This is a genomic window from Streptomyces sp. NPDC111520 (assembly GCF_055635295.1).
In genome coordinates, this window is record NZ_JBVKBW010000011.1 from 297,620 (window position 1) to 314,511 (window position 16,892).

Genomic DNA, 16,892 nt, shown 5'->3' on the forward strand with positions numbered 1-16,892 from the left:
CTTCAGCAGGGGTCCGACAACGGCCGTGCACATCAGGCGAATCGGGCGTTTTCCCACGGGTTTCCGCGTTAGCTGTGGGGTGGCAGTGAGCGGTGTGAAGAGGGGGAGTAGATTGCGGCTGCCATTGGCATCGGATTTACAGCCTGGAGAACTTGTGACCGCATCCCCCCGCCGTGCCTGGTACCGCCCCGGCACCCTGATAGCAGCAGCCGCTACCGGCGTCATCGGTCTCGGCCTGTGCGCCACCCCGGCGTCCGCCCACACCCCCAACTGGAGCGCGGACTGCTCCAAGGTGGAGGTGCACCTGAAGGCGTACAACGGCGGCGTCAAGAACACCGTCACGATCACCGCGGACGGCAAGGACCTGCTGACGGAGACCTTCGGGTCCTCCTTCGACCAGTCGGTCGACCTTCCGGCGCACAGCGCCGAGGTGAAGCTCCACCTCAGCGTGAAGGCCGGCGACGGCGACCGCTACTCGTTCGAGGACGACAAGACCGCCCCGGTCTGCGAGGGTCAGAACACGCCCACGCCGACCCCGACCCCCACCCCGACGGAGACGAAGACCACCGAGTCTCCCAAGCCCAGCGAGGCGCCCAGCGAGTCGGCCGGCACGGCCCCCTCCGCTGCGCCCTCCACCCCCTCCACCGACGAGTCCCCGGCCGGCGACCTCGCCGAGACCGGTGCCTCCAGCTCCACCCCGCTCCTCGCGGGTGGTGCGGCCGTCGCGCTGCTCGCCGGCGGCGGTCTGCTCTTCGCGAACCGCAAGCGTCGCGCAGCGGCCCGTCACTGACCCAGGTCAGTGACGGCGGCGCGGTGACGCGCCGTGTGTGACACAAGGGTGCCGGACCGTGCTCCGTACGGTCCGGCACCCGGCTTTTCCGGCCTCCACGCGTGGGCCCCGCGTCAGGCGCGGGCTCCGCGTCAGGCCGCCGGCCCCGGTGCGTCGGAGGCCTCGAACTCCCCCTTGCGCAGCCGGTACACCTGCAGCCGCAGGTCGTAGTACTTCTCGGTCTCCCCCACCCATTCCATGCCGACGCTGCGGGCGGTGGCGGCGCCGCGGTCGTTGCGCGGGCGGACGACGGCGAACAGTTCGTCGACGCCGGAGGCGAAGGCGTAACGCGCCAGGGCGCGTCCGGCCTCGGTGGCCAGGCCCCGGCCCCAGAACGGGTGGGCGAGCTGCCAGCCGATCTCGAGGTCGACGCCGTACGGCGGAAGCGGCAGGACGGCGGCTCCACCGACGAGTTCGCCGGTCTCGCGCAGTTCGACCGCCCAGCGTCCGGCCGGCCGTTCCAGGGCGGCGCCCTCCTCGTTCCAGGAGCGCATCAGCTCGCGCATCGACGCCTCGTCGGCCTGCCGGGTCATCGCCGGGGCCAGCCAGCGCGTCACGTCGTCCGTCCCGTAGACGGCCAGTGCCGCTTCCGCGTCGTCGGCGCGCCACGGCCTCAGGACAAGCCGGGGGGTGACGATCCGGGTTTCCTCGTTGCCCTTCGCGCGCTGCGCCGTGGCCGTACCAGTCATCTGCGTCTTCCGTCCCTGTCGCGGGCTCCGCCGGCCGTACGTCCGGCGGGCGCCCGAAGTCCCCTGTGACCATGCACAACACCAGGGGGCCGCGATCGCTTCCCATCCGCGCCGGCCCGGCACCGGGCTAACCCCCATCACTCACTTGACAGGTTACCCCGATCCTGTTTGCATGTAACCGTTGAAGCGAATCGAAGGGGTTAGACATGGTCACCGTGCACCACCGCTGGACCGAGGTACAGGGGCACCGGCTCTTCTACCGGGAGGCGGGTCCGGCGGACGCGCCCGTCATCGTGCTCCTCCACGGCTTCCCGACCAGCTCCTTCATGTTCCGCGAGCTGATCCCGAGGCTCGCCGGCCGCTACCGCGTCATCGCTCCGGACCACCTCGGCTTCGGGTTCTCCGACGCCCCCGGCACCGACGAGTTCGCGTACTCCTTCGACGCCCTCACCGGCCTCACCAAGGGCCTGCTCGACGGGCTCGGCGTCACGCGCTACGCGCTCTACGTGCAGGACTACGGAGCGCCGATCGGCTGGCGCCTCGCGCTGGGCGACCCCGGGGCCGTCACCGCGATCGTCACCCAGAACGGCAACGGCTACGAGGCGGGGCTCGTCAAGGAGTTCTGGGACGACGTCCGCGCCTACCAGCGCGCGCAGACCCCCGAGACCGAGGCGGGCGTCCGCACGGCGCTGAGCCTGGAGGGCATCAAGTGGCAGTACGTGACCGGAGTGCCGGACGAGACCGCCGTCAGCCCCGACACCTGGCACCACGACTTCCAGCTGGTCTCCCGGCCCGGCAACGACCTCGTGCAGCTCGCGCTCTTCCGCGACTACGCCACGAACTTCCCGCTCTACCCGCGTCTGCACGAGTACCTGCGCAGCCACCCCGTGCCGGTGCTCGCGGTCTGGGGTGAGAACGACCCCGTCTTCGGCCCCGAGGGCGCCCGGGCGTTCGCCGACGACGCGCAGCGGGCGGAGGTGCACCTGCTCGACGGGGGCCACTTCCTCCTGGAGACCCACGTCGAGCCCGTCGCGGAACTGGTCCTGGGCTTCCTCGACGGGGCCGGCCTGCCGGGCTGAGCCCCGCGCCCGCCCCACAGGCCCTACCCCCGCACCCCACACCGCACGTACGACGATTGCGAGGGCCATGACCCACCACACCGGCTTCCACGAGGGAGAACTGGCCGTCCAGCGACGGGCCGGCGTCGCACAGGAGGCCGCGCGCCTGCGGGGCATGCTCGACCCGCCGCGCCTCGGCGGCGGAGTGGCGCTCTTCCTCGCCGACCGCGACCTGGCCGTGCTCGGCGCACACGACGAGGAGGGTCGCCTGTGGGCCTCGCCGCTCACGGGCGCCCCCGGCTTCCTCACCACCCGGGGCGACACCGTACGGGTCGCGGCCCGTCCCGGCGCGGGCGACCCGCTCGCCGGACTTCCCGCCGGCGGGGCGGCGGCCCTGATCGCGATCGACTTCGCGAGCCGCCGCCGGCTGCGTCTCAACGGCACCCTCGCCTCGGCCGGCGACGCCGGCTTCGAGCTCGCCGTCGACCAGGCGTACGGGAACTGCCCCCAGTACATCCAGCAGCGCGTGCTCGGCCCCGCACCGGCGGGCGGCTCCGGCGGCGGGGACGCGCCCGCCGGCGGGGCGCGGGCCGCGGACCGGCTCGACGCGGCGCAGGCCGCCCTGGTCGCCCGGGCCGACACCTTCTTCCTCGGCACCGCCCACCCCGTGCGCGGCGCGGACGTCTCCCACCGGGGCGGCCCGCCCGGCTTCGTCCGGGTGACGGAGGACGGCGGCCTGTGGTGGCCGGACTACCCGGGCAACAACATGTTCAACAGCCTCGGCAACCTGGCCGCAGATCCGGCCGCGGCCCTGCTCTTCGTGGACTTCCCCACGGGGACGACGCTGCAACTCTCCGGCACCGCCGAGGTCGACTGGACGGCGCCCGGGACCCCCGGCGACGACGGCGGGACGGGCCGCCGGGTCCGGTTCACCCCGCGGTACGTCGCCGACGGGCGGGTTCCGGTCCGGGCGGAGGGCGTCCTCCCCTACCGGCGGAACCCGCCCCTCACCGCCTGACCGTGCTCAGCCGCCGGTCACCGCGGCCAGCAGCCCGCGGAAGTCCTCCGCGCAGGACGGGCAGCCGCGCAGGTGCGCCGCGACACCGGGGTGGCTCCGCTCCGGTGCCGCGTCCGCCAGGAACAGCTCCAGGTAGACGTCCATCAGGTCGAGCGCGGCGTCGCAGCCGGGGTCCAGCGGATCGTTGCGCAGAAGGTCGTCCAGGCCCTGCCATGCGTTCATGAGCGCCTCGCTGTCGTCAGGGGCAGATGTCCGTTGGCTGCGAGCCGGGCGCGGAGCTTACGCCTGGCGTCGAACATCGTCTTGTAGAGCGCGTTGCGGTTCGTGCCGAGCTCCGCGGCGAGGGTGTCGGCGTCGACGCCGTTCACCGCGAGCGCGGTGAAGACCCGGCGCTGCCGCTCGGTGAGCTCCTCGTCGACGGCCTCGTGCAGGGCCTCGACGAGCTCGCGGGCCTCGCTCTGGTGCACGGGGTCGACGCCGAGCCGGTCGGGCAGCCGCTCCCACGCCTCGGGGTCGAGCTGCACGCCGGCCGTCCGCCAGAAATGACGGCCGAGCTTGCTCGACACCTCGTGCATGACGAACTTGTACGCCCAGGTCGTGAAGCGGCTGTCGCCGCGGAAGTCGCCGATCTTCCGGGTGATCGACAGCAGGGCGTCGCCCGCCGCCTGGTGGGCGATGTCGTCCAGCTCCGGCCCGGTGATGCCGTGCCGCGACCCGCGCCGGTTCAGTTCCGCGTAGGCGATCCGCAGCAGCAGCGCGTGCAGCCGGCCGGTCGCCTCCTCGTGGACCTCGCCGTCCGCGGACAGCGCCCGCACCCACTGCGCGGACTCCGCGTCCAGGGTGCGGCCGCCGCGGTCGCCGTCGCCGGCCCGGCCGTCGTTCTCTGCGGAACCCATGCAGCGATCCTAGACGCGGCCGCCCGCCCCCACCTCCACGGCGGTGCCCCGCCGCGCCCGCCGGGAACGGCCGCCGGAAACCGCCCGCTCCCGGGAGGTAAGACCCGGCCGTTGCGCGCCACCAATGGGCGTACGGAAAAGAGAGAGCCGCGAGCAAGGAGGGACCGTGACCGGCTACCGCAGGAACCCGGAGGCCGTCTCGCGACTGTCACCGGAGCAGTACCGCGTGACACAGGAGAACGGCACCGAGCGCCCCTTCACGGGCGCCTACCTGGACAACAAGGAGCCCGGGATCTACGTCGACGTGGTCTCCGGAGAGCCGCTGTTCGCCTCGGTCGACAAGTACGACAGCCGCAGCGGCTGGCCGAGCTTCACCCGGCCGCTGGACCGGACCACCGTCGTGGAGCGCCCGGACCCGGGCTACGGGCTGCTGGCCACCGAGGTCCGCTCGGCGGTGGGCGACAGCCACCTGGGGCACGTCTTCCCCGACGGTCCCCGGCAGACCGGCGGACTGCGGTACTGCATCAATTCCGCCTCGCTGCGCTTCGTCCACGCCGACGACCTGGAGCGGGAAGGTTACGGGGCCTACCTCGGGTTGTTCGACAATGGTGACAGGACCGATTCGGAGGATTGACATGGCAGGACAGACACAGAGGGCCGTGCTCGCGGGCGGCTGCTTCTGGGGCATGCAGGACCTGATCCGCAAGCAGCCCGGCGTCGTCGCGACCCGCGTCGGCTACACGGGCGGCGACGTGCCCAACGCCACCTACCGCAACCACGGCACCCACGCCGAGGCGATCGAGATCCTCTTCGACCCCGAGGCGACGGACTACCGGGCACTGCTGGAGTTCTTCTTCCAGATCCACGACCCGTCGACCCGCAACCGCCAGGGCAACGACATCGGCCTGAGCTACCGCTCGGCGATCTACTACGTGGACGACGAGCAGAAGCAGGTCGCGGAGGACACCATCGCCGACGTCGACGCCTCGGGCCTGTGGCCCGGCAAGGTCGTCACCGAGGTCGAGCCCGTGGGGCCGTTCTGGGAGGCCGAGCCGGAGCACCAGGACTACCTGGAGCGCTACCCCGAGGGGTACACCTGCCACTTCCCGCGGGCGAACTGGCGGCTGCCGGTGCGCGCGAAGGACTGACCGGCCCCGCCGCGTCGCCCTGGTGACGGGCTCGGGCGGCGTGGCGGCCCTCGGCGGCCCGGGACCCCTGCGGTCCCGGGCCGCCGTCGTACGTTCCGCCGGTCGTACGTTCAGTCGGCGGCCGTGGCGCGGGCGCGGCGGTGGTGCCGCCGGGCCTTCATGCGGTTGCCGCAGGCGGCCATGGAGCACCAGCGGGCGGTGTTGGCCTTGCTGCGGTCGAGCAGGAACAGCCGGCACTCGTCGTTGGCGCAGGGCCGCAGACGTCCGGGCCTGCCCTCCTGGAGCGCGCCCCAGGCCGTGACGGCGCGGACGGCCGGCATGCGGTCGGCGGGCGCCTCCAGCACCCAGTCGATGCCGTGCGCGCCCACCCGCGGTACCCGGGCCACGCCGGTGAGCAGCTCCTGGAGGTCCGCGGCATCCCCCTCGCCGCGCGTGACGCCCTGCAGCGCGTCGCGCGCCGCCAGGAGGTGGCGCAGTTCCGGGGCGGTCCCCGTGCCGCCGTGGGCGCGCAGCCAGCGGCGGCCGGCGTCCGGGCCGGCCAGTTCGTCCACCGGTGTCCCGTCGACGACCGGGGTCGTGTTGAGCAGCTCCAGCAGGAAGTCGTCGTCCGTCGTAGCGGCCGTCATGCTCGGCGCCCCCGTTCCCAGGTAACCCTCCATTGCGTTTTTGAAGGTTACACCCGCGGGGCGTGGGGCGCGGCGGGCCCGGTACGGGTCACAAGGCGTCCAGCCGCAGTTCGCGGCCGCTCCAGCGGGAACGCAGCCGGCGGTCGTGGCTGGCGACGACGATCGCGCCCGGTCCCGGGCCGAGCGCGTCCTCCAGTTCGTCCGCGAGCCGCGGCGAGAGGTGGTTGGTGGGCTCGTCGAGCAGCAGCAACTCGGGCGGGTCGGCCACCAGCAGCGCCAGGGCCAGCCGGCGCCGCTGCCCGACGGACAGCTGCCCGACCGGCCGGTCCAGCTCCGGGGCGCCCAGCAGCCCGAGGTCGGCCAGCGGAACCGCCTCCGCGCGCCCGGCGCCGAGCGACGCCAGGTAGGTCTCCCGTGCCGTGCGGTGCGGCCGCTCGAAGACCGTGTCCTGGGTGAGCAACCCGACGGTCAGACCCTCCCTGCGGCGTACGCTGCCGGCCGCCGCCAGCCGCCCGGCGAGCACCGCCAGGAGGGTCGACTTCCCCGCGCCGTTCACGCCGGTGACCAGCAGCCGGTCGGCCGCCGGCACGTCGAGGCGGTCCAGGGTGAGCCTGCCGGGCACATGGACGTCGCGCAGCGCCAGCAGGACGCCCTCGGTGGACCGGGCGGCGAGCGCGGCGGCGCGGAACCTCAGCGGCTCCGGCGGCCTGGCGACCTGGTCGCGCTCCAGTTGGCCCAGTCTGCGGGCGGCGTTGCGCACGCGGCGGGAGATCTGCTGCTGCACGCGGCCGCCGGAGTGGCCGTACCCCATCTTCTCGTTGTCGCGCTTCGGCCGGTCGTGCGCGACCCGGTGCGCGGTGACCTCCACCGACCCCCGCAGCTGGTCGAGTTCCTCCTGCTCGGCCTCGAAGCGCCGCTGCCAGCGGGCCCGTTCCGCGTGCTTCTCCTTCAGGTAGGCGCTGTAGTTGCCGCCGTGGCGGACCGGGCCGTCCGCCGCCGGGTCGAGGTCGATCACATCGGTGCAGACGGCGTCGAGGAAGGCCCGGTCGTGGCTCGCGACCACCACGGCGCCCGGCAGGCCGCGCAGTTGTTCCTCCAGAAAGGCCGCGGCGGTGTCGTCGAGGTGGTTCGTCGGCTCGTCGAGCAGGAGCGCGGTGGGCCGTCGTACCAGGAGCGCGGCGAGCGCCAGACGGCCGCGTCGGCCGCCGGACAGCCGCGCCAGTTCGCGGTCGCGGGTGACGTCCCCGAGGCCGAGACCGGCGAGCACGACGTCGGCGCGGCGGTCGGCGTCCCATGCCTCCTGGGTCTGTGCGGTGTCGAGCGCCGCCGCGTACGCGTCGAGCAGTCCGCCGTGGCCGGGCGCGTCCTGCTGGGTCGCGGCGAGGGCGTCGGCGAGACGGTCGAGCTCGGCCAGCGACCGGCGCGCCTCGCGCAGGGCGTCGTCGAGGACGTCGCCGACGGTCGCGCTGCCGGGGAAGGGCAGTTCCTGGCGCAGGAAGCCCAGGTCGGGCGGGCGGACCACGGTGCCGGCCTCGGGTTCGGCCACTCCGGCGAGCAGTTCGAGGAGGGTCGACTTGCCGGCGCCGTTCTCGCCGACGAGACCGATCCGGTGCCCGGGGGCGGCGGTGAGGGAGAAGCCGTCGAGCACACGTCGGCCGCCGAAGGTGCGGACGAGGTCGTGGGCGGACAGGGCGGACAGGACTGGCTGGTTCACGGCATCACCAGGGGAGGGGGTCGCAGGCCCCGGCCGCCGCGACGGCGGCCGGGGCGGGGAGGACGGAGGGCGGGGGCGGACCGGGGCCGGGCGCGGAGCGCGGGCTATGCGGGAGCGGCGGCGCCGGTCTCCCGCAGCCGCCCCTCCGGCAGGTGCGGTCGGCGCCCGGCGCCGATCCGCTCGATGCAGCGCTCGTCCTGGCTGACCAGGTCGAGGTCGTCGGTCGGCTCGTCCAGGAACACGTGCGGGGCGGGCCCGGCGCACAGGAAGCGGGCCAGGGCGGCGCGCAGGCGTTCGCCCCCGGACAGCACCCGGACCGGCAGGTGCGCACGCGAGCCCCGGAACGGGAAGCGGGCGAGCGGGTTCATTGGCTCGGCCTCCGGTGCGGCCTGGGCGAACCGCACGAGGTTCTCGGTCACCGTGCGGTCGGCGTCCGGCACGTCGAGACGTTGCGAGAGGTGGGCGACGCGGCCGTCGGCGCGCCTGACCAGGCCGCCCTCCCCGGGTTCGGGGTCGCCGTGGAGCAGGCGCAGCAGCGTGGACTGGCCGGCGCCGTCGGGGCCGGTCAGGGCGGTCCGCCCGCCGCCGTCGGTGAAGGACAGGTCCTGAAGGACGGGGGTGTCGTCAGGAAAGGAGAAGGGCAGATGGGCGCAGATGGCGTACGCGTCGGACATGGGTGGGCCCTCGGGTGGTCGCCGCGGACGGCGAAGGGGCCGCCGCGCGGGAAGGGAGGTGTGGGAAGGCATGACGAAACGGCCACGGCGCCGGCGCATCGTGCGCACCCGCCGGTGGCCGAGGACACCCGGTATCACCCGGAGATGTCGTCGTCACCCGCCACGTTCTGACTCCCTTGGTTCCCGATTCGGAGATCCGCGCCACCCTAGCAGCCGCCCCGGGAGGCCGGAGGGCGGTCGTGCCCGGGAGGAGCGGAACGACCACGCCGGGGTACCCCGAGGTCACCGCCCGGGACCGGGGCGCCTCCGCGACGGGTTCGGCCCTGCGTCCGGGGCGGGCGTGATCCCGGAACCCCGGGTCCGTCGCGGCGTCCCGATCGCGCACCGCGGAAGACGGTCCCGCGACGTCCGCCTATGGGCCCTCCCCGCCACCGGTTGGGTCCGGGCCGGGAGGGCGGGAGGGGCGGCGGGAGGGCGGTGTGCGGACGAAGAGGGCCCCTGCCCGCGTCAGGCGTCCGTCAGCTCCTGCTCGGCCCAGATCGTCTTGCCGGTCTCCTCGTAGCGGGTGCCCCAGTGCTGGGTGAGGGAGGCGACGAGGAACAGACCGCGGCCGCCCTCGTCCTGCAGCCGCGCGTGGCGCAGGTGCGGCGCGGTGTCGGCGTCGTCGTGCACCTCCACGGTCAGTGCCCGGTCGAGGATCAGCCGCAGCCGGATGGGTCCCTTCGCGTGCCGGACGACGTTGGTGGCGAGTTCGCTGACCACCAGGTCGGTGACGGGTGCGTGGTCCTCCAGCCCCCACTCCGCGAGCCGGCCGTGCGCGGCACGGCGGGCCTCGCGGACGGAGGACGCCTGCGCGGGGAAGGTCCAGCAGGAGATGTGGCCGGGTTCGATGACCCGGGTCCTGGCCACCAGGATGGCGGAGCCGTCCTGCGGGGTCGCACCGCGCAGCACCTTGTAGACGATCTGGTCGCACACATCCTCGGGGGACGTCCAGGGATCGGCGACCACCTCGTGCAGCCGGCTGAGCCTCTCCTCGGCCTCGGCGGGGTGCCGCCGCTTGCTGCCGTCCGAGTACAGCGTCAGCAGGCTCCCGGCCCGCAGCCGCTTCGTCACCGTCTCGTAGGGCGAGCCCTGGCCGAGGTCCGCCCCGGGCGGCACCTCCAGCGTGCTCACCACCCCGTCGGGGGCGGTCACCAGCGGGGCGGCGTGCCCGGCGGTCGCCGCCGCGCACTCCCGGGTGACCGGGTCGTACGTCACGTACAGGCAGGAGGCGGTGAACGGCGGCCGCGCGCGGTGCAGCGTGACGGGGTCCGCGTCCTGCTCCAGCGCCAGCCGGCGGCCCACGTCGTCGAGGTGGGCCAGCAGTTCGTCGGGCGGGAGGTCCATCGCGGCCAGCGTGGAGGCGGCGGTCCGCAACCGCCCCATCGCGGTGGACGCCTGCAGGTCCTCGCCGGGGACGTACCCGATGACCAGCCCCACACGGCAGCTCGACAGGGGCAGGACGTCGAACCAGTGGGCGCCGTAGCGGCCCGGCATGTAGCAGTGCGAGGACCGGACCGCCGCCGCGTCGGGCGGCATGCGGGGCAGCAGACTGCGCTGCAGCGTGGTCGCGACCGTGTGCTCGCGGGTGAAGCGGCGGGCGTTGTCGACGCAGATCGCGGTGCAGGTGGCGAGTTGGGTCGCCAGGGACAGGTCCTCCTCGTCGAAGGAGGACGTCCGCGGGTCGCCCCGGTAGAAGCTGGCCAGGCCCATGACGAGCCCGTGGACGGTCAGCGGCGTCACGATGAGCGAGTGCGTCCCGGAGCGGGCGATGAAGTCCGCGCGCGCCCGGTCGTGCACCAGCCAGCCGCCGGAGGACGGCACCGCCTCCACCAGCCGCGGCCGCAGGTCGCCCAGGGCCTGCGTGTACGGCGTTGGGAACGCGAAGTGACTGGCGCTGCCCACGGCGTAGGCGCCGTACTGCCCGTCGCGGGACGAGAAGGCGGCACGGCGCATCGGCAGCCGGACCGTGACCGGGCCGACGGGCGCGTCCCCGGTCAGCACGGACTCCATGAGGTCGACCGCGACGGCGTCCGCGAAGCACGGCACCGCCATGTCGGCCAGTTCCTGCGCGGTGCGCAGCGGGTCCAGCGAGTTGCCGATGGTGGCGCGCGCGATGTTCAGCAGGTCCAGTTCCCTGCGCTTGCGCAGTTCCTCCGTCACGTCGTGGACCATCGCGGCGACGCCGATGGCCCGCCCGTCGTCCCGCAGGGTGTAGCCGGTGACGGCGTAGTCGTGGAGGGTGCCCGGATCGGTGGCCGGACGGGCGCTGACGGGACGGTCGAAGACCGCGGAGCCGCTGTCCAGGACCTCCTGCATGACGGGTGAGAGCGGGATGCCGTCGTCCAGGTCCGCGAGCGCGGCGCCGACGACGGCGTCCTCGGGCAGGCCACGCACGGCGAGCGCCGCGGGGTTGGCCCGCAGAACGCGCAGTCGCAGGTCGTACACCTCGAGGGCCGTCCTGGCCTGCTCGAACAGGGCCTTTTCGTAGATGCCCGCCCCGTCGGGGGCGCCGGTGCCGCTCACGCTGACGGTCCGTGCCCGGGTCGCTGGTCACGAGGCACGGTCCACCTCCCATCGACCCACCCAGTTAACCCGCCGATGGTCCGGCCGCGCCACCGGGGGCGGGGCGGCGGCGGGCGGGGCGTCCGGCCCGGTCGACGAGCCGCAGCGCCTCCTCCAGGCACTCGCGGGCCTCCTCGGTGCGTCCCTGCTCCAGGCGATGCTTGCCCGGGTGCCGGCAGCAGAAGGAGAGCAGGTCCGGGGCGTGCTCCTCGGCCGGGCGCAGGGCCTGCCGGTAGTGGGGCCCGGCCGCGTCCGGGGCACCGGCGCAGCGGTGGGCGTCGCCCAGGTGGATGTGCACGGCGACGGCGAACCGCTCGTCGGCGAGCGCAAGTGAGCGCTCCAGGATTGTGACCGCCTCCACGTGGCGGCCCAGCACCAGGAGTCCCAGGCCCGCCCGGCGCAGCGGGCCCGGACCGTCGAGGGGTCCGTCGAGCAGGCCGGCCACCGCGCGTGCCGGGGCCGCGCGGTCCGTGGGCACCACGCGCCCGGAGTCGCCCCGGGTGATCAGGTGCTCCACGCCGTCGCGCACCCGCCTCCCACGGAGGGGGCCCACCGGTCCTCCGTGCCGCCGGCGCGACCGGGCCCCGGGCGTCCGGTCGCGCCGGCGGCACGGTCGGGGGCGGTGAGGTAGGCCCAGCCCAGGGGGTTCCAGCACAGCCGGCGCACCTCGACGCCGTCGATCACGGCGTCCTCCCGTGCCGCGCGCTCGTAGGCGTCCGCGGCACGGTCCATCGCGGTCCGCACCGCGTCGTCGGCGTCGGCGGCCTCTCCGACCACGTAGTAGTGACTGCGCACGGCACCGCGGGGGGTGCTGAACTGCAAGCCCACGAACCATCGGTCCCCGGGGGCGGCGGTGGCAAGCATCGGCACTGCTCTCCTCGTTCGGGTCTCCGTGGCGGCCGTGTCCCGGACCACCACCCGTCGATCCGTTGGAACAGCGGGCGCGGCGCCCTCCATCGCAGGACGGGCAGGCCCCGGTGAACCTGGGAACGCCGGTACCACCCCGGCGCGGGGGTCAGGCCCCTTCGGCGGGCCGGTGACGTACGGCGCAGGTGAAGACGCCGGAGCCGGACCGCTCGCACTCGACGTACGCGGCGGTCCCGGCCTCCGCGGCGGGCGGGCGCCAGGGCATGACCGCCTCGCCCGCGAGCAGTGCCTCCAGGGTCTGCAGCCGGGGGTCGCGCAGGGCCGGGTGGTGCTCGTAGCCGGCCGCACCGAGCGCGAGGGCGACGGCCATGCCGAGCAGGTTGACCTCCGTCGGCCGCTCGGGCGGTGCCGTGCCCTGCTCCGGGTGGAGGCGGACGCCCTCGTCGGGCACCTCGATCAGGCGGGCCGCGTAGCGCTCGGTCATGGCCGTCGGTCTCCTCACGGTGCGGTGACGCGGGGTCAGCCCCCGCTGGGGCCGAAGCGTTCGGTGCGGATGCGGTCCGGATGGTGCCCCAGGGCCACCAGCAGTCCCGCGGCCGTCTCGACGAAGCCGGTGGGTCCGCACACGTAGCAGGTGGGTTCAAAGTCCGCGGGCCAGCCCCATTCCGCCAGGTCGCGCGCCTGGATCCGGCCCGCGGGGCGGGGGCCGCCGTCCGGTGCCGAACGGGTGTAGAGGTAGGTGGTGTCGACGCCGGGCGCGCCCCGGTCGAGTTCGGCGGCGTAGAACCGGTCCTCGGGCGTGCGCACGGAGTACAGCAGCCGGAACGGGGCGCGGCTGCCCGCGGCGGCGCGGCCGCGGAGCATCGCCATGAGGGGGACGAGCCCGGAGCCGCCGCCGACCAGCAGGACCGGCTCGGTCTGCCCGGGGTGCCACACGAACCAGCCGCCGACGGGGCCGCGGATCTCGACGGCGTCCCCCACGGCGAGGTCGTCGGTCAGGTAGGGCGAGACCTCACCGTCCTCGACGCGCTGGACGGTCAGTTCGACCCGGTCGCCGTCGGCGGCGGACGCCAGGGAGTAGCTGCGCTGGGTGCTGTAGCCGTCCTCCGCGGTGAGCCGGACGTCGACGTGCTGTCCCGGCAGGTGGCCCGGCCAGCCGGGCACGTCGAACACGAGGGTCCACGCCGCCACCGACTCGGGTCGCCGTTCGGCCAGTTCGGCCGCCTGCCAGCGCAGGCGGTCGCCTAGTCGCCTTGGTACCGCTGTTCGCGCCATGGGTCTCCGTAGTCGTGGTAGCCGACGCTCTCCCAGAAGCCGGGCTCGTCCTCCAGGAGCAGCCGGATGCCGCGGACCCACTTCGCCGACTTCCACAAGTACAGGTGCGGGACCAGCAGCCGGGCGGGACCGCCGTGCTCGGCGGCGAGTTCGTCGCCGTCGTACTCGTGGGCGATCCACGCCTGCCCGTCGAGGAGGTCCTCCAAGGGCAGGTTGGTGGTGTAGCCGCCGTAGGAGTGAACGAGGGCGTACTCGGCGGCGGTCTCGACGTCGGCGAGCAGCGTGTCGAGGGAGACGCCCCGCCAGTGGGTACCGAACCTGGACCACTTCGTCACGCAGTGCAGGTCGACCGTCGGGGTCTCGGCGGGCAGCGCGAGGAGTTCCGCCCAGTTCCAGCGGTGGCGGGTGCCGTCCTCGGTGACGACGGTGAACTCCCAGTCGTCGTGGGAGATCCGCGGGGTGGGGCCGGCGGACAAGACCGGGAAGTCGAAGGTCTCGTACTGTCCCGGCGGGAGCTTGTTGCCCGACGTGGGGCGCCGGCCGTGGAATCCGCGCGAGATGATGGGCATGCCGCGCCGTCCTTCCTCTGCTCGCCGCCCCGGCTCGCCCGTGGTGCGGACCCCCAGCATCGCGGACCGGGGGAATCCGGTCCACCGGAGCCCGCCGGACGGCGGCCCCGGTCGCGGTGACCGGTGCCGCCTCCGCCGCACGGGATCAGGCGACCGGCCGCACCGGCCCGGCCACCAGGGAGGCGTCGCCGCCGCGGAGCCGGCCCATCATGCCGGCGGTGGCCTCGTGGGGGACGCCGAGCGGTACGGCGCTGACCTCGCTCAGGCGCGTGTACTGCTCGGGGGCGAGCCGTACGTCGAGCGCGCCGAGGTAGTCCTCGAGCTGGGCGGTGTTGCGCGGGCCGATGATCGGCACGAAGGAGGTGGCGGCGCGGGCGGCGCGCTCGCGGAGCCAGGCCACGGACACCTGCGCCGGCGTCGCCCCGGTCTCCTCGGCGACGGCCAGGACGGTGTCGACGACCGCGGTCTTCCGGGCGGAGGACTCGGTGTGGATCAGCGTCTTCAGGTCGCTGAGCCGGCCCTCGGAACCGCCTCGGTACTTGCCGGTAAGCAGGCCGCCGCCGAGCGGGGACCACAGGGCGGCACCGAGCCCGAGGCCCTCGGCCATGGGCAGCAGCTCGCGGTCGGCGGTCCGCTCCACGAGGCTGTACTCGACCTGGATGCCGGCGACGGGGGCCAGGTTCCGCAGCTCGGTGAGCGTGACGGCGCGGGCGACGCGCCAGGCGGGGAAGTTCGACAGCGCGAGGTGCAGGATCTTGCCGGCGCTGACGAGGTCGTCCAGGCCGCGCAGGATCTCCTCGACGGGGGTGAGGTCGTCCGGGAAGTGCACCCAGAACAGGTCGAGGTGGTCGGTCCCGAGGCGCTTGAGGCTGGCCTCCAGCGACAGGACCATGTTCTTGCGGCCGTTGCCGCTCCGGGAGACGTCCGGGTGCGGGCCGGCCCCGACGCTGTACTTGCTCGCCACGACGAAGTGGTCGCGGTCCGCGGCGAGGAGGGTGCCGAGGACTTCCTCCGACTCGCCGGCCTGGTAGGTGTCGGCGGTGTCGATGAAGGTGCCGCCGGCCTCGGCGAACCTGTCGAACATCCGGCGGGACTCGTCCAGGTCGGCGCCGGCGCCCCAGCGGGTGCCGAAGTTGCCGGTGCCGAGGGCGTACTCGGAGACGCGCAGTCCGGTCCGGTGTCCGAAGGTCGTGTGACGCATGGGGGCTTCTCTCCTTGACGGGTGGTCGCTGTATTGCGGGGTGAGGTGGGGTGGGAGGGCTTCGGGGGGGCCGCCGGCGGTTCGTCAGCCGCGCCGGGCGGCGCGGGGGCTGATCCCGAGGACGGCGAGCGCGCTCAGCGCCACGACGCCGGCCGAGATCCACCAGGCGACGGCGAAGGTGTGCGCCGGGTCCCCGGGACCGGCGGCGGCGAGGACGACGACCAGGGCGCTGACGCCGAGCACCGTGCCGACCTGGCCGGCCATGGTGACGACGGCGCTGCCGGTGGCGGCGCGTTCCCTGGGCAGGCCCGCGGTCGCGGAGGAGATCATCGTGGGCAGGGCCAGCCCCACGCCGACACCGGCGACGAGCCAGCCGGGCAGGATGTCCACGGCGTAGTCGAGGTCCCCTCCGGCGTGCAGGGCGGTCCAGGCGGTACCGAGGGCGACCAGGACGGAGCCGAGCGCCGCCACGGTGCCGACCGGCACGCGCCGGCCGATCCGCCGCCCGAGGGCCGAGGCGGCGAAGACCATGGCCGGGCCGGGCGCGACGCCGAGCCCGGTCTCGACGGCCGACCAGTGCCACACCTGCTGCAGCCACAGGGTCAGGCCCAGCAACTGGATCGCGAAGGCGGCGTAGAACAGCAGGGCGGCGACGTTCGCCGAGGCGAACACCCGGTCGCGCAGCAGGGCGAGGTCGACCACGGGGACGGGATGGCGGGCCGAGCGCAGCAGGCAGGCGGCCAGCGCCGCGGCGGCGACGGCGAAGGCACCGGCGGTGGGTGCGGTCGCCCACCCCCATTCCGGGCCCTGGACCAGGCCCAGCGCGAGCGCGCCGATGGCCACCACCAGCAGCGCCCCGCCGGCGAGGTCGGGCAGCCGCGCGTCGGTGGCGGCCCGGCCGCCCGGCAGGAGCCGCGCCGCGAGGACGAACGCCGCGGCGCCGATCGGCAGGTTGAGCAGGAAGATCCACTGCCAGGCCAGCTGGACGAGCAGACCGCCGACCACGGGCCCCGCCGCGGCGGCGAGCGAGCCGCTGGCCGCCCAGATCTGCACCGAGCGGGCGACCTTCGCGGGCGGCGCCGTGGTCAGGACGAGACCGAGACTGGCCGGGGTGAGGACGGCCGCGCCCGCGGCCTGCAGGAAGCGGAAGGCGACCAGGACCCACAGGTCGCCGCTGAGGGCGGCGCCGAGGCTGGCGAGGGTGAACACGCCCAGCCCGAGCAGGAATCCGGCCTTGCGGCCGTAGCGGTCGCTCAGCCGCCCGGCCGGGACGAGCAGCGCGGCGTACACGATCGCGTAGCCGTTGAGTATCCAGCTGAGCCGGGACAGCGAGGTCTCGCCCACGCCGCGCCCGATGGGGGTCAGGGCCACGTTGACGACGAAGGCGTCGAGGGCCGAGAGGAACACCGAGGTCGCCAGGACGGCGAGCACGACCCCGGGGTGCGGGATGCGGCGTGGGACGGCCGGGCCGCCGGCGGCCGGCGTCCGCCCGACGGCGCCGGCGCCGACGGGGTGCGAGGGGGTACGGGTCATGGTCTGTCTCCCGGAAGGGGCACGGTCGCGCCGTACACGGGCCGGGGCGGCCCGGTACGACGGGACGTCGGAGGGTCGCCGCGGCGTCGCGGCGCGAAGCGGTGCGGGCGTGGGGGAAACGGGGCCCTCGTCCCCGCGGGAAGGGGACGGAACGGGGACGGGGCGGCGGGTTCCGGCGGGGGAAGCCCCAC

The 16,892-nt window shown here is 74.5% G+C and carries 18 protein-coding genes and 1 pseudogene; 5 read left to right on the forward strand and 14 right to left on the reverse strand.

What is annotated here, in order from left to right:
* The first annotated feature begins 154 nt into the window (after positions 1-154).
* Positions 155-790 carry an LAETG motif-containing sortase-dependent surface protein gene (locus ACZ7MY_RS26780; RefSeq protein WP_499605510.1) on the forward strand — a complete coding sequence of 212 codons (636 nt, stop codon included), beginning with the start codon at positions 155-157 and terminating at the stop codon, positions 788-790.
* Positions 791-921: 131 nt separating this feature from the next.
* Here ACZ7MY_RS26780 and ACZ7MY_RS26785 read toward each other — a convergent pair whose 3' ends face one another.
* A complete protein-coding gene (locus tag ACZ7MY_RS26785) occupies positions 922-1,518 on the reverse strand; it encodes a GNAT family N-acetyltransferase (protein WP_499605512.1) in 597 nt (198 codons plus the stop codon).
* Positions 1,519-1,724: 206 nt separating this feature from the next.
* Between ACZ7MY_RS26785 and ACZ7MY_RS26790 the strand changes: the two genes are divergently transcribed.
* Positions 1,725-2,597 (forward strand): alpha/beta fold hydrolase, encoded by an 873-nt coding sequence (locus ACZ7MY_RS26790; protein WP_499605514.1) that lies wholly within the window; start codon positions 1,725-1,727, stop codon positions 2,595-2,597.
* 67 nt (positions 2,598-2,664) lie between these two features.
* Positions 2,665-3,594 (forward strand): pyridoxamine 5'-phosphate oxidase family protein, encoded by a 930-nt coding sequence (locus ACZ7MY_RS26795; protein ID WP_499605516.1) that lies wholly within the window; start codon positions 2,665-2,667, stop codon positions 3,592-3,594.
* Positions 3,595-3,600: 6 nt separating this feature from the next.
* Here the strand turns inward: ACZ7MY_RS26795 and ACZ7MY_RS26800 are convergent, their stop codons facing one another.
* Together ACZ7MY_RS26800 and ACZ7MY_RS26805 are read right to left on the reverse strand one after the other, a co-directional pair.
* The gene (locus tag ACZ7MY_RS26800; RefSeq protein WP_499605518.1) at positions 3,601-3,816 is read right to left on the reverse strand and encodes a hypothetical protein; all 216 of its coding nucleotides are present in this window, start codon (positions 3,814-3,816) and stop codon (positions 3,601-3,603) included.
* Positions 3,813-4,490, reverse strand: coding sequence for an RNA polymerase sigma factor (locus ACZ7MY_RS26805; protein ID WP_499605520.1), 678 nt, complete (start codon positions 4,488-4,490; stop codon positions 3,813-3,815). Before ACZ7MY_RS26805 ends, ACZ7MY_RS26800 begins: the two co-directional genes overlap by 4 nt.
* Before the next feature lie 166 nt (positions 4,491-4,656).
* Between ACZ7MY_RS26805 and msrB the strand changes: the two genes are divergently transcribed.
* Positions 4,657-5,124: a peptide-methionine (R)-S-oxide reductase MsrB gene (gene msrB, locus ACZ7MY_RS26810; protein ID WP_499605522.1), complete on the forward strand. Its 468-nt coding sequence runs from the start codon at positions 4,657-4,659 to the stop codon at positions 5,122-5,124.
* A 1-nt stretch (position 5,125) separates the two neighbouring features.
* A complete protein-coding gene (gene msrA / locus ACZ7MY_RS26815; RefSeq protein ID WP_499605523.1) occupies positions 5,126-5,638 on the forward strand; it encodes a peptide-methionine (S)-S-oxide reductase MsrA in 513 nt (170 codons plus the stop codon).
* 110 nt (positions 5,639-5,748) lie between these two features.
* On the opposite strand, the gene ACZ7MY_RS26820 is transcribed toward msrA, so the two are convergent.
* From ACZ7MY_RS26820 to ACZ7MY_RS26870, 11 genes and pseudogenes are all read right to left on the reverse strand, one after another.
* On the reverse strand, positions 5,749-6,297 hold the full coding sequence (locus ACZ7MY_RS26820) for a CGNR zinc finger domain-containing protein (protein ID WP_499605525.1): 549 nt from the start codon (positions 6,295-6,297) through the stop codon (positions 5,749-5,751).
* Between the two features lie 55 nt (positions 6,298-6,352).
* Positions 6,353-7,978 (reverse strand): ABC-F family ATP-binding cassette domain-containing protein, encoded by a 1,626-nt coding sequence (locus ACZ7MY_RS26825; protein ID WP_499605528.1) that lies wholly within the window; start codon positions 7,976-7,978, stop codon positions 6,353-6,355.
* Positions 7,979-8,082: 104 nt separating this feature from the next.
* A pseudogene (locus ACZ7MY_RS26830) lies at positions 8,083-8,565 on the reverse strand (ATP-binding cassette domain-containing protein); the annotation flags it as partial.
* Between the two features lie 594 nt (positions 8,566-9,159).
* Entirely contained in the window at positions 9,160-11,217 is a 2,058-nt protein-coding gene (locus ACZ7MY_RS26835; RefSeq protein ID WP_499605530.1) for an ATP-binding SpoIIE family protein phosphatase, read from the reverse strand.
* Between the two features lie 64 nt (positions 11,218-11,281).
* Positions 11,282-11,773 carry a hypothetical protein gene (locus tag ACZ7MY_RS26840; protein ID WP_499605532.1) on the reverse strand — a complete coding sequence of 164 codons (492 nt, stop codon included), beginning with the start codon at positions 11,771-11,773 and terminating at the stop codon, positions 11,282-11,284.
* Positions 11,761-12,120 (reverse strand): hypothetical protein, encoded by a 360-nt coding sequence (locus ACZ7MY_RS26845; RefSeq protein WP_499605534.1) that lies wholly within the window; start codon positions 12,118-12,120, stop codon positions 11,761-11,763. The genes ACZ7MY_RS26840 and ACZ7MY_RS26845 overlap by 13 nt, the downstream gene beginning before the upstream one ends.
* 151 nt (positions 12,121-12,271) lie before the next feature.
* On the reverse strand, positions 12,272-12,607 hold the full coding sequence (locus ACZ7MY_RS26850) for a hypothetical protein (RefSeq protein ID WP_499605536.1): 336 nt from the start codon (positions 12,605-12,607) through the stop codon (positions 12,272-12,274).
* Positions 12,608-12,642: 35 nt separating this feature from the next.
* Positions 12,643-13,398, reverse strand: a complete 756-nt coding sequence (locus tag ACZ7MY_RS26855; RefSeq protein WP_499605538.1) for a ferredoxin reductase — start codon at positions 13,396-13,398, stop codon at positions 12,643-12,645.
* Positions 13,368-13,967 carry a sulfite oxidase-like oxidoreductase gene (locus ACZ7MY_RS26860; protein ID WP_499605540.1) on the reverse strand — a complete coding sequence of 200 codons (600 nt, stop codon included), beginning with the start codon at positions 13,965-13,967 and terminating at the stop codon, positions 13,368-13,370. Before ACZ7MY_RS26860 ends, ACZ7MY_RS26855 begins: the two co-directional genes overlap by 31 nt.
* 145 nt (positions 13,968-14,112) lie before the next feature.
* A complete protein-coding gene (locus ACZ7MY_RS26865; protein ID WP_499605542.1) occupies positions 14,113-15,168 on the reverse strand; it encodes an aldo/keto reductase in 1,056 nt (351 codons plus the stop codon).
* 84 nt (positions 15,169-15,252) lie between these two features.
* Entirely contained in the window at positions 15,253-16,701 is a 1,449-nt protein-coding gene (locus ACZ7MY_RS26870) for an MFS transporter (protein ID WP_499605544.1), read from the reverse strand.
* Positions 16,702-16,892: the final 191 nt, after the last annotated feature.

Bases quoted from the DNA above. Each gene is read 5' to 3' on its own strand.
- ACZ7MY_RS26785 (WP_499605512.1), bottom strand. From the start codon at position 1,518: ATGACTGGTACGGCCACGGCGCAGCGCGCGAAGGGCAACGAGGAAACC.
- ACZ7MY_RS26795 (WP_499605516.1), top strand. From the start codon at position 2,665: ATGACCCACCACACCGGCTTCCACGAGGGAGAACTGGCCGTCCAGCGA.
- ACZ7MY_RS26790 (WP_499605514.1), top strand. From the start codon at position 1,725: ATGGTCACCGTGCACCACCGCTGGACCGAGGTACAGGGGCACCGGCTC.
- ACZ7MY_RS26860 (WP_499605540.1), bottom strand. From the start codon at position 13,967: ATGCCCATCATCTCGCGCGGATTCCACGGCCGGCGCCCCACGTCGGGC.
- ACZ7MY_RS26820 (WP_499605525.1), bottom strand. From the start codon at position 6,297: ATGGAGGGTTACCTGGGAACGGGGGCGCCGAGCATGACGGCCGCTACG.
- ACZ7MY_RS26855 (WP_499605538.1), bottom strand. From the start codon at position 13,398: ATGGCGCGAACAGCGGTACCAAGGCGACTAGGCGACCGCCTGCGCTGG.
- ACZ7MY_RS26800 (WP_499605518.1), bottom strand. From the start codon at position 3,816: ATGAACGCATGGCAGGGCCTGGACGACCTTCTGCGCAACGATCCGCTG.
- msrA (WP_499605523.1), top strand. From the start codon at position 5,126: ATGGCAGGACAGACACAGAGGGCCGTGCTCGCGGGCGGCTGCTTCTGG.
- ACZ7MY_RS26870 (WP_499605544.1), bottom strand. From the start codon at position 16,701: ATGACCCGTACCCCCTCGCACCCCGTCGGCGCCGGCGCCGTCGGGCGG.
- ACZ7MY_RS26850 (WP_499605536.1), bottom strand. From the start codon at position 12,607: ATGACCGAGCGCTACGCGGCCCGCCTGATCGAGGTGCCCGACGAGGGC.
- ACZ7MY_RS26805 (WP_499605520.1), bottom strand. From the start codon at position 4,490: ATGGGTTCCGCAGAGAACGACGGCCGGGCCGGCGACGGCGACCGCGGC.
- ACZ7MY_RS26845 (WP_499605534.1), bottom strand. From the start codon at position 12,120: ATGCTTGCCACCGCCGCCCCCGGGGACCGATGGTTCGTGGGCTTGCAG.
- ACZ7MY_RS26865 (WP_499605542.1), bottom strand. From the start codon at position 15,168: ATGCGTCACACGACCTTCGGACACCGGACCGGACTGCGCGTCTCCGAG.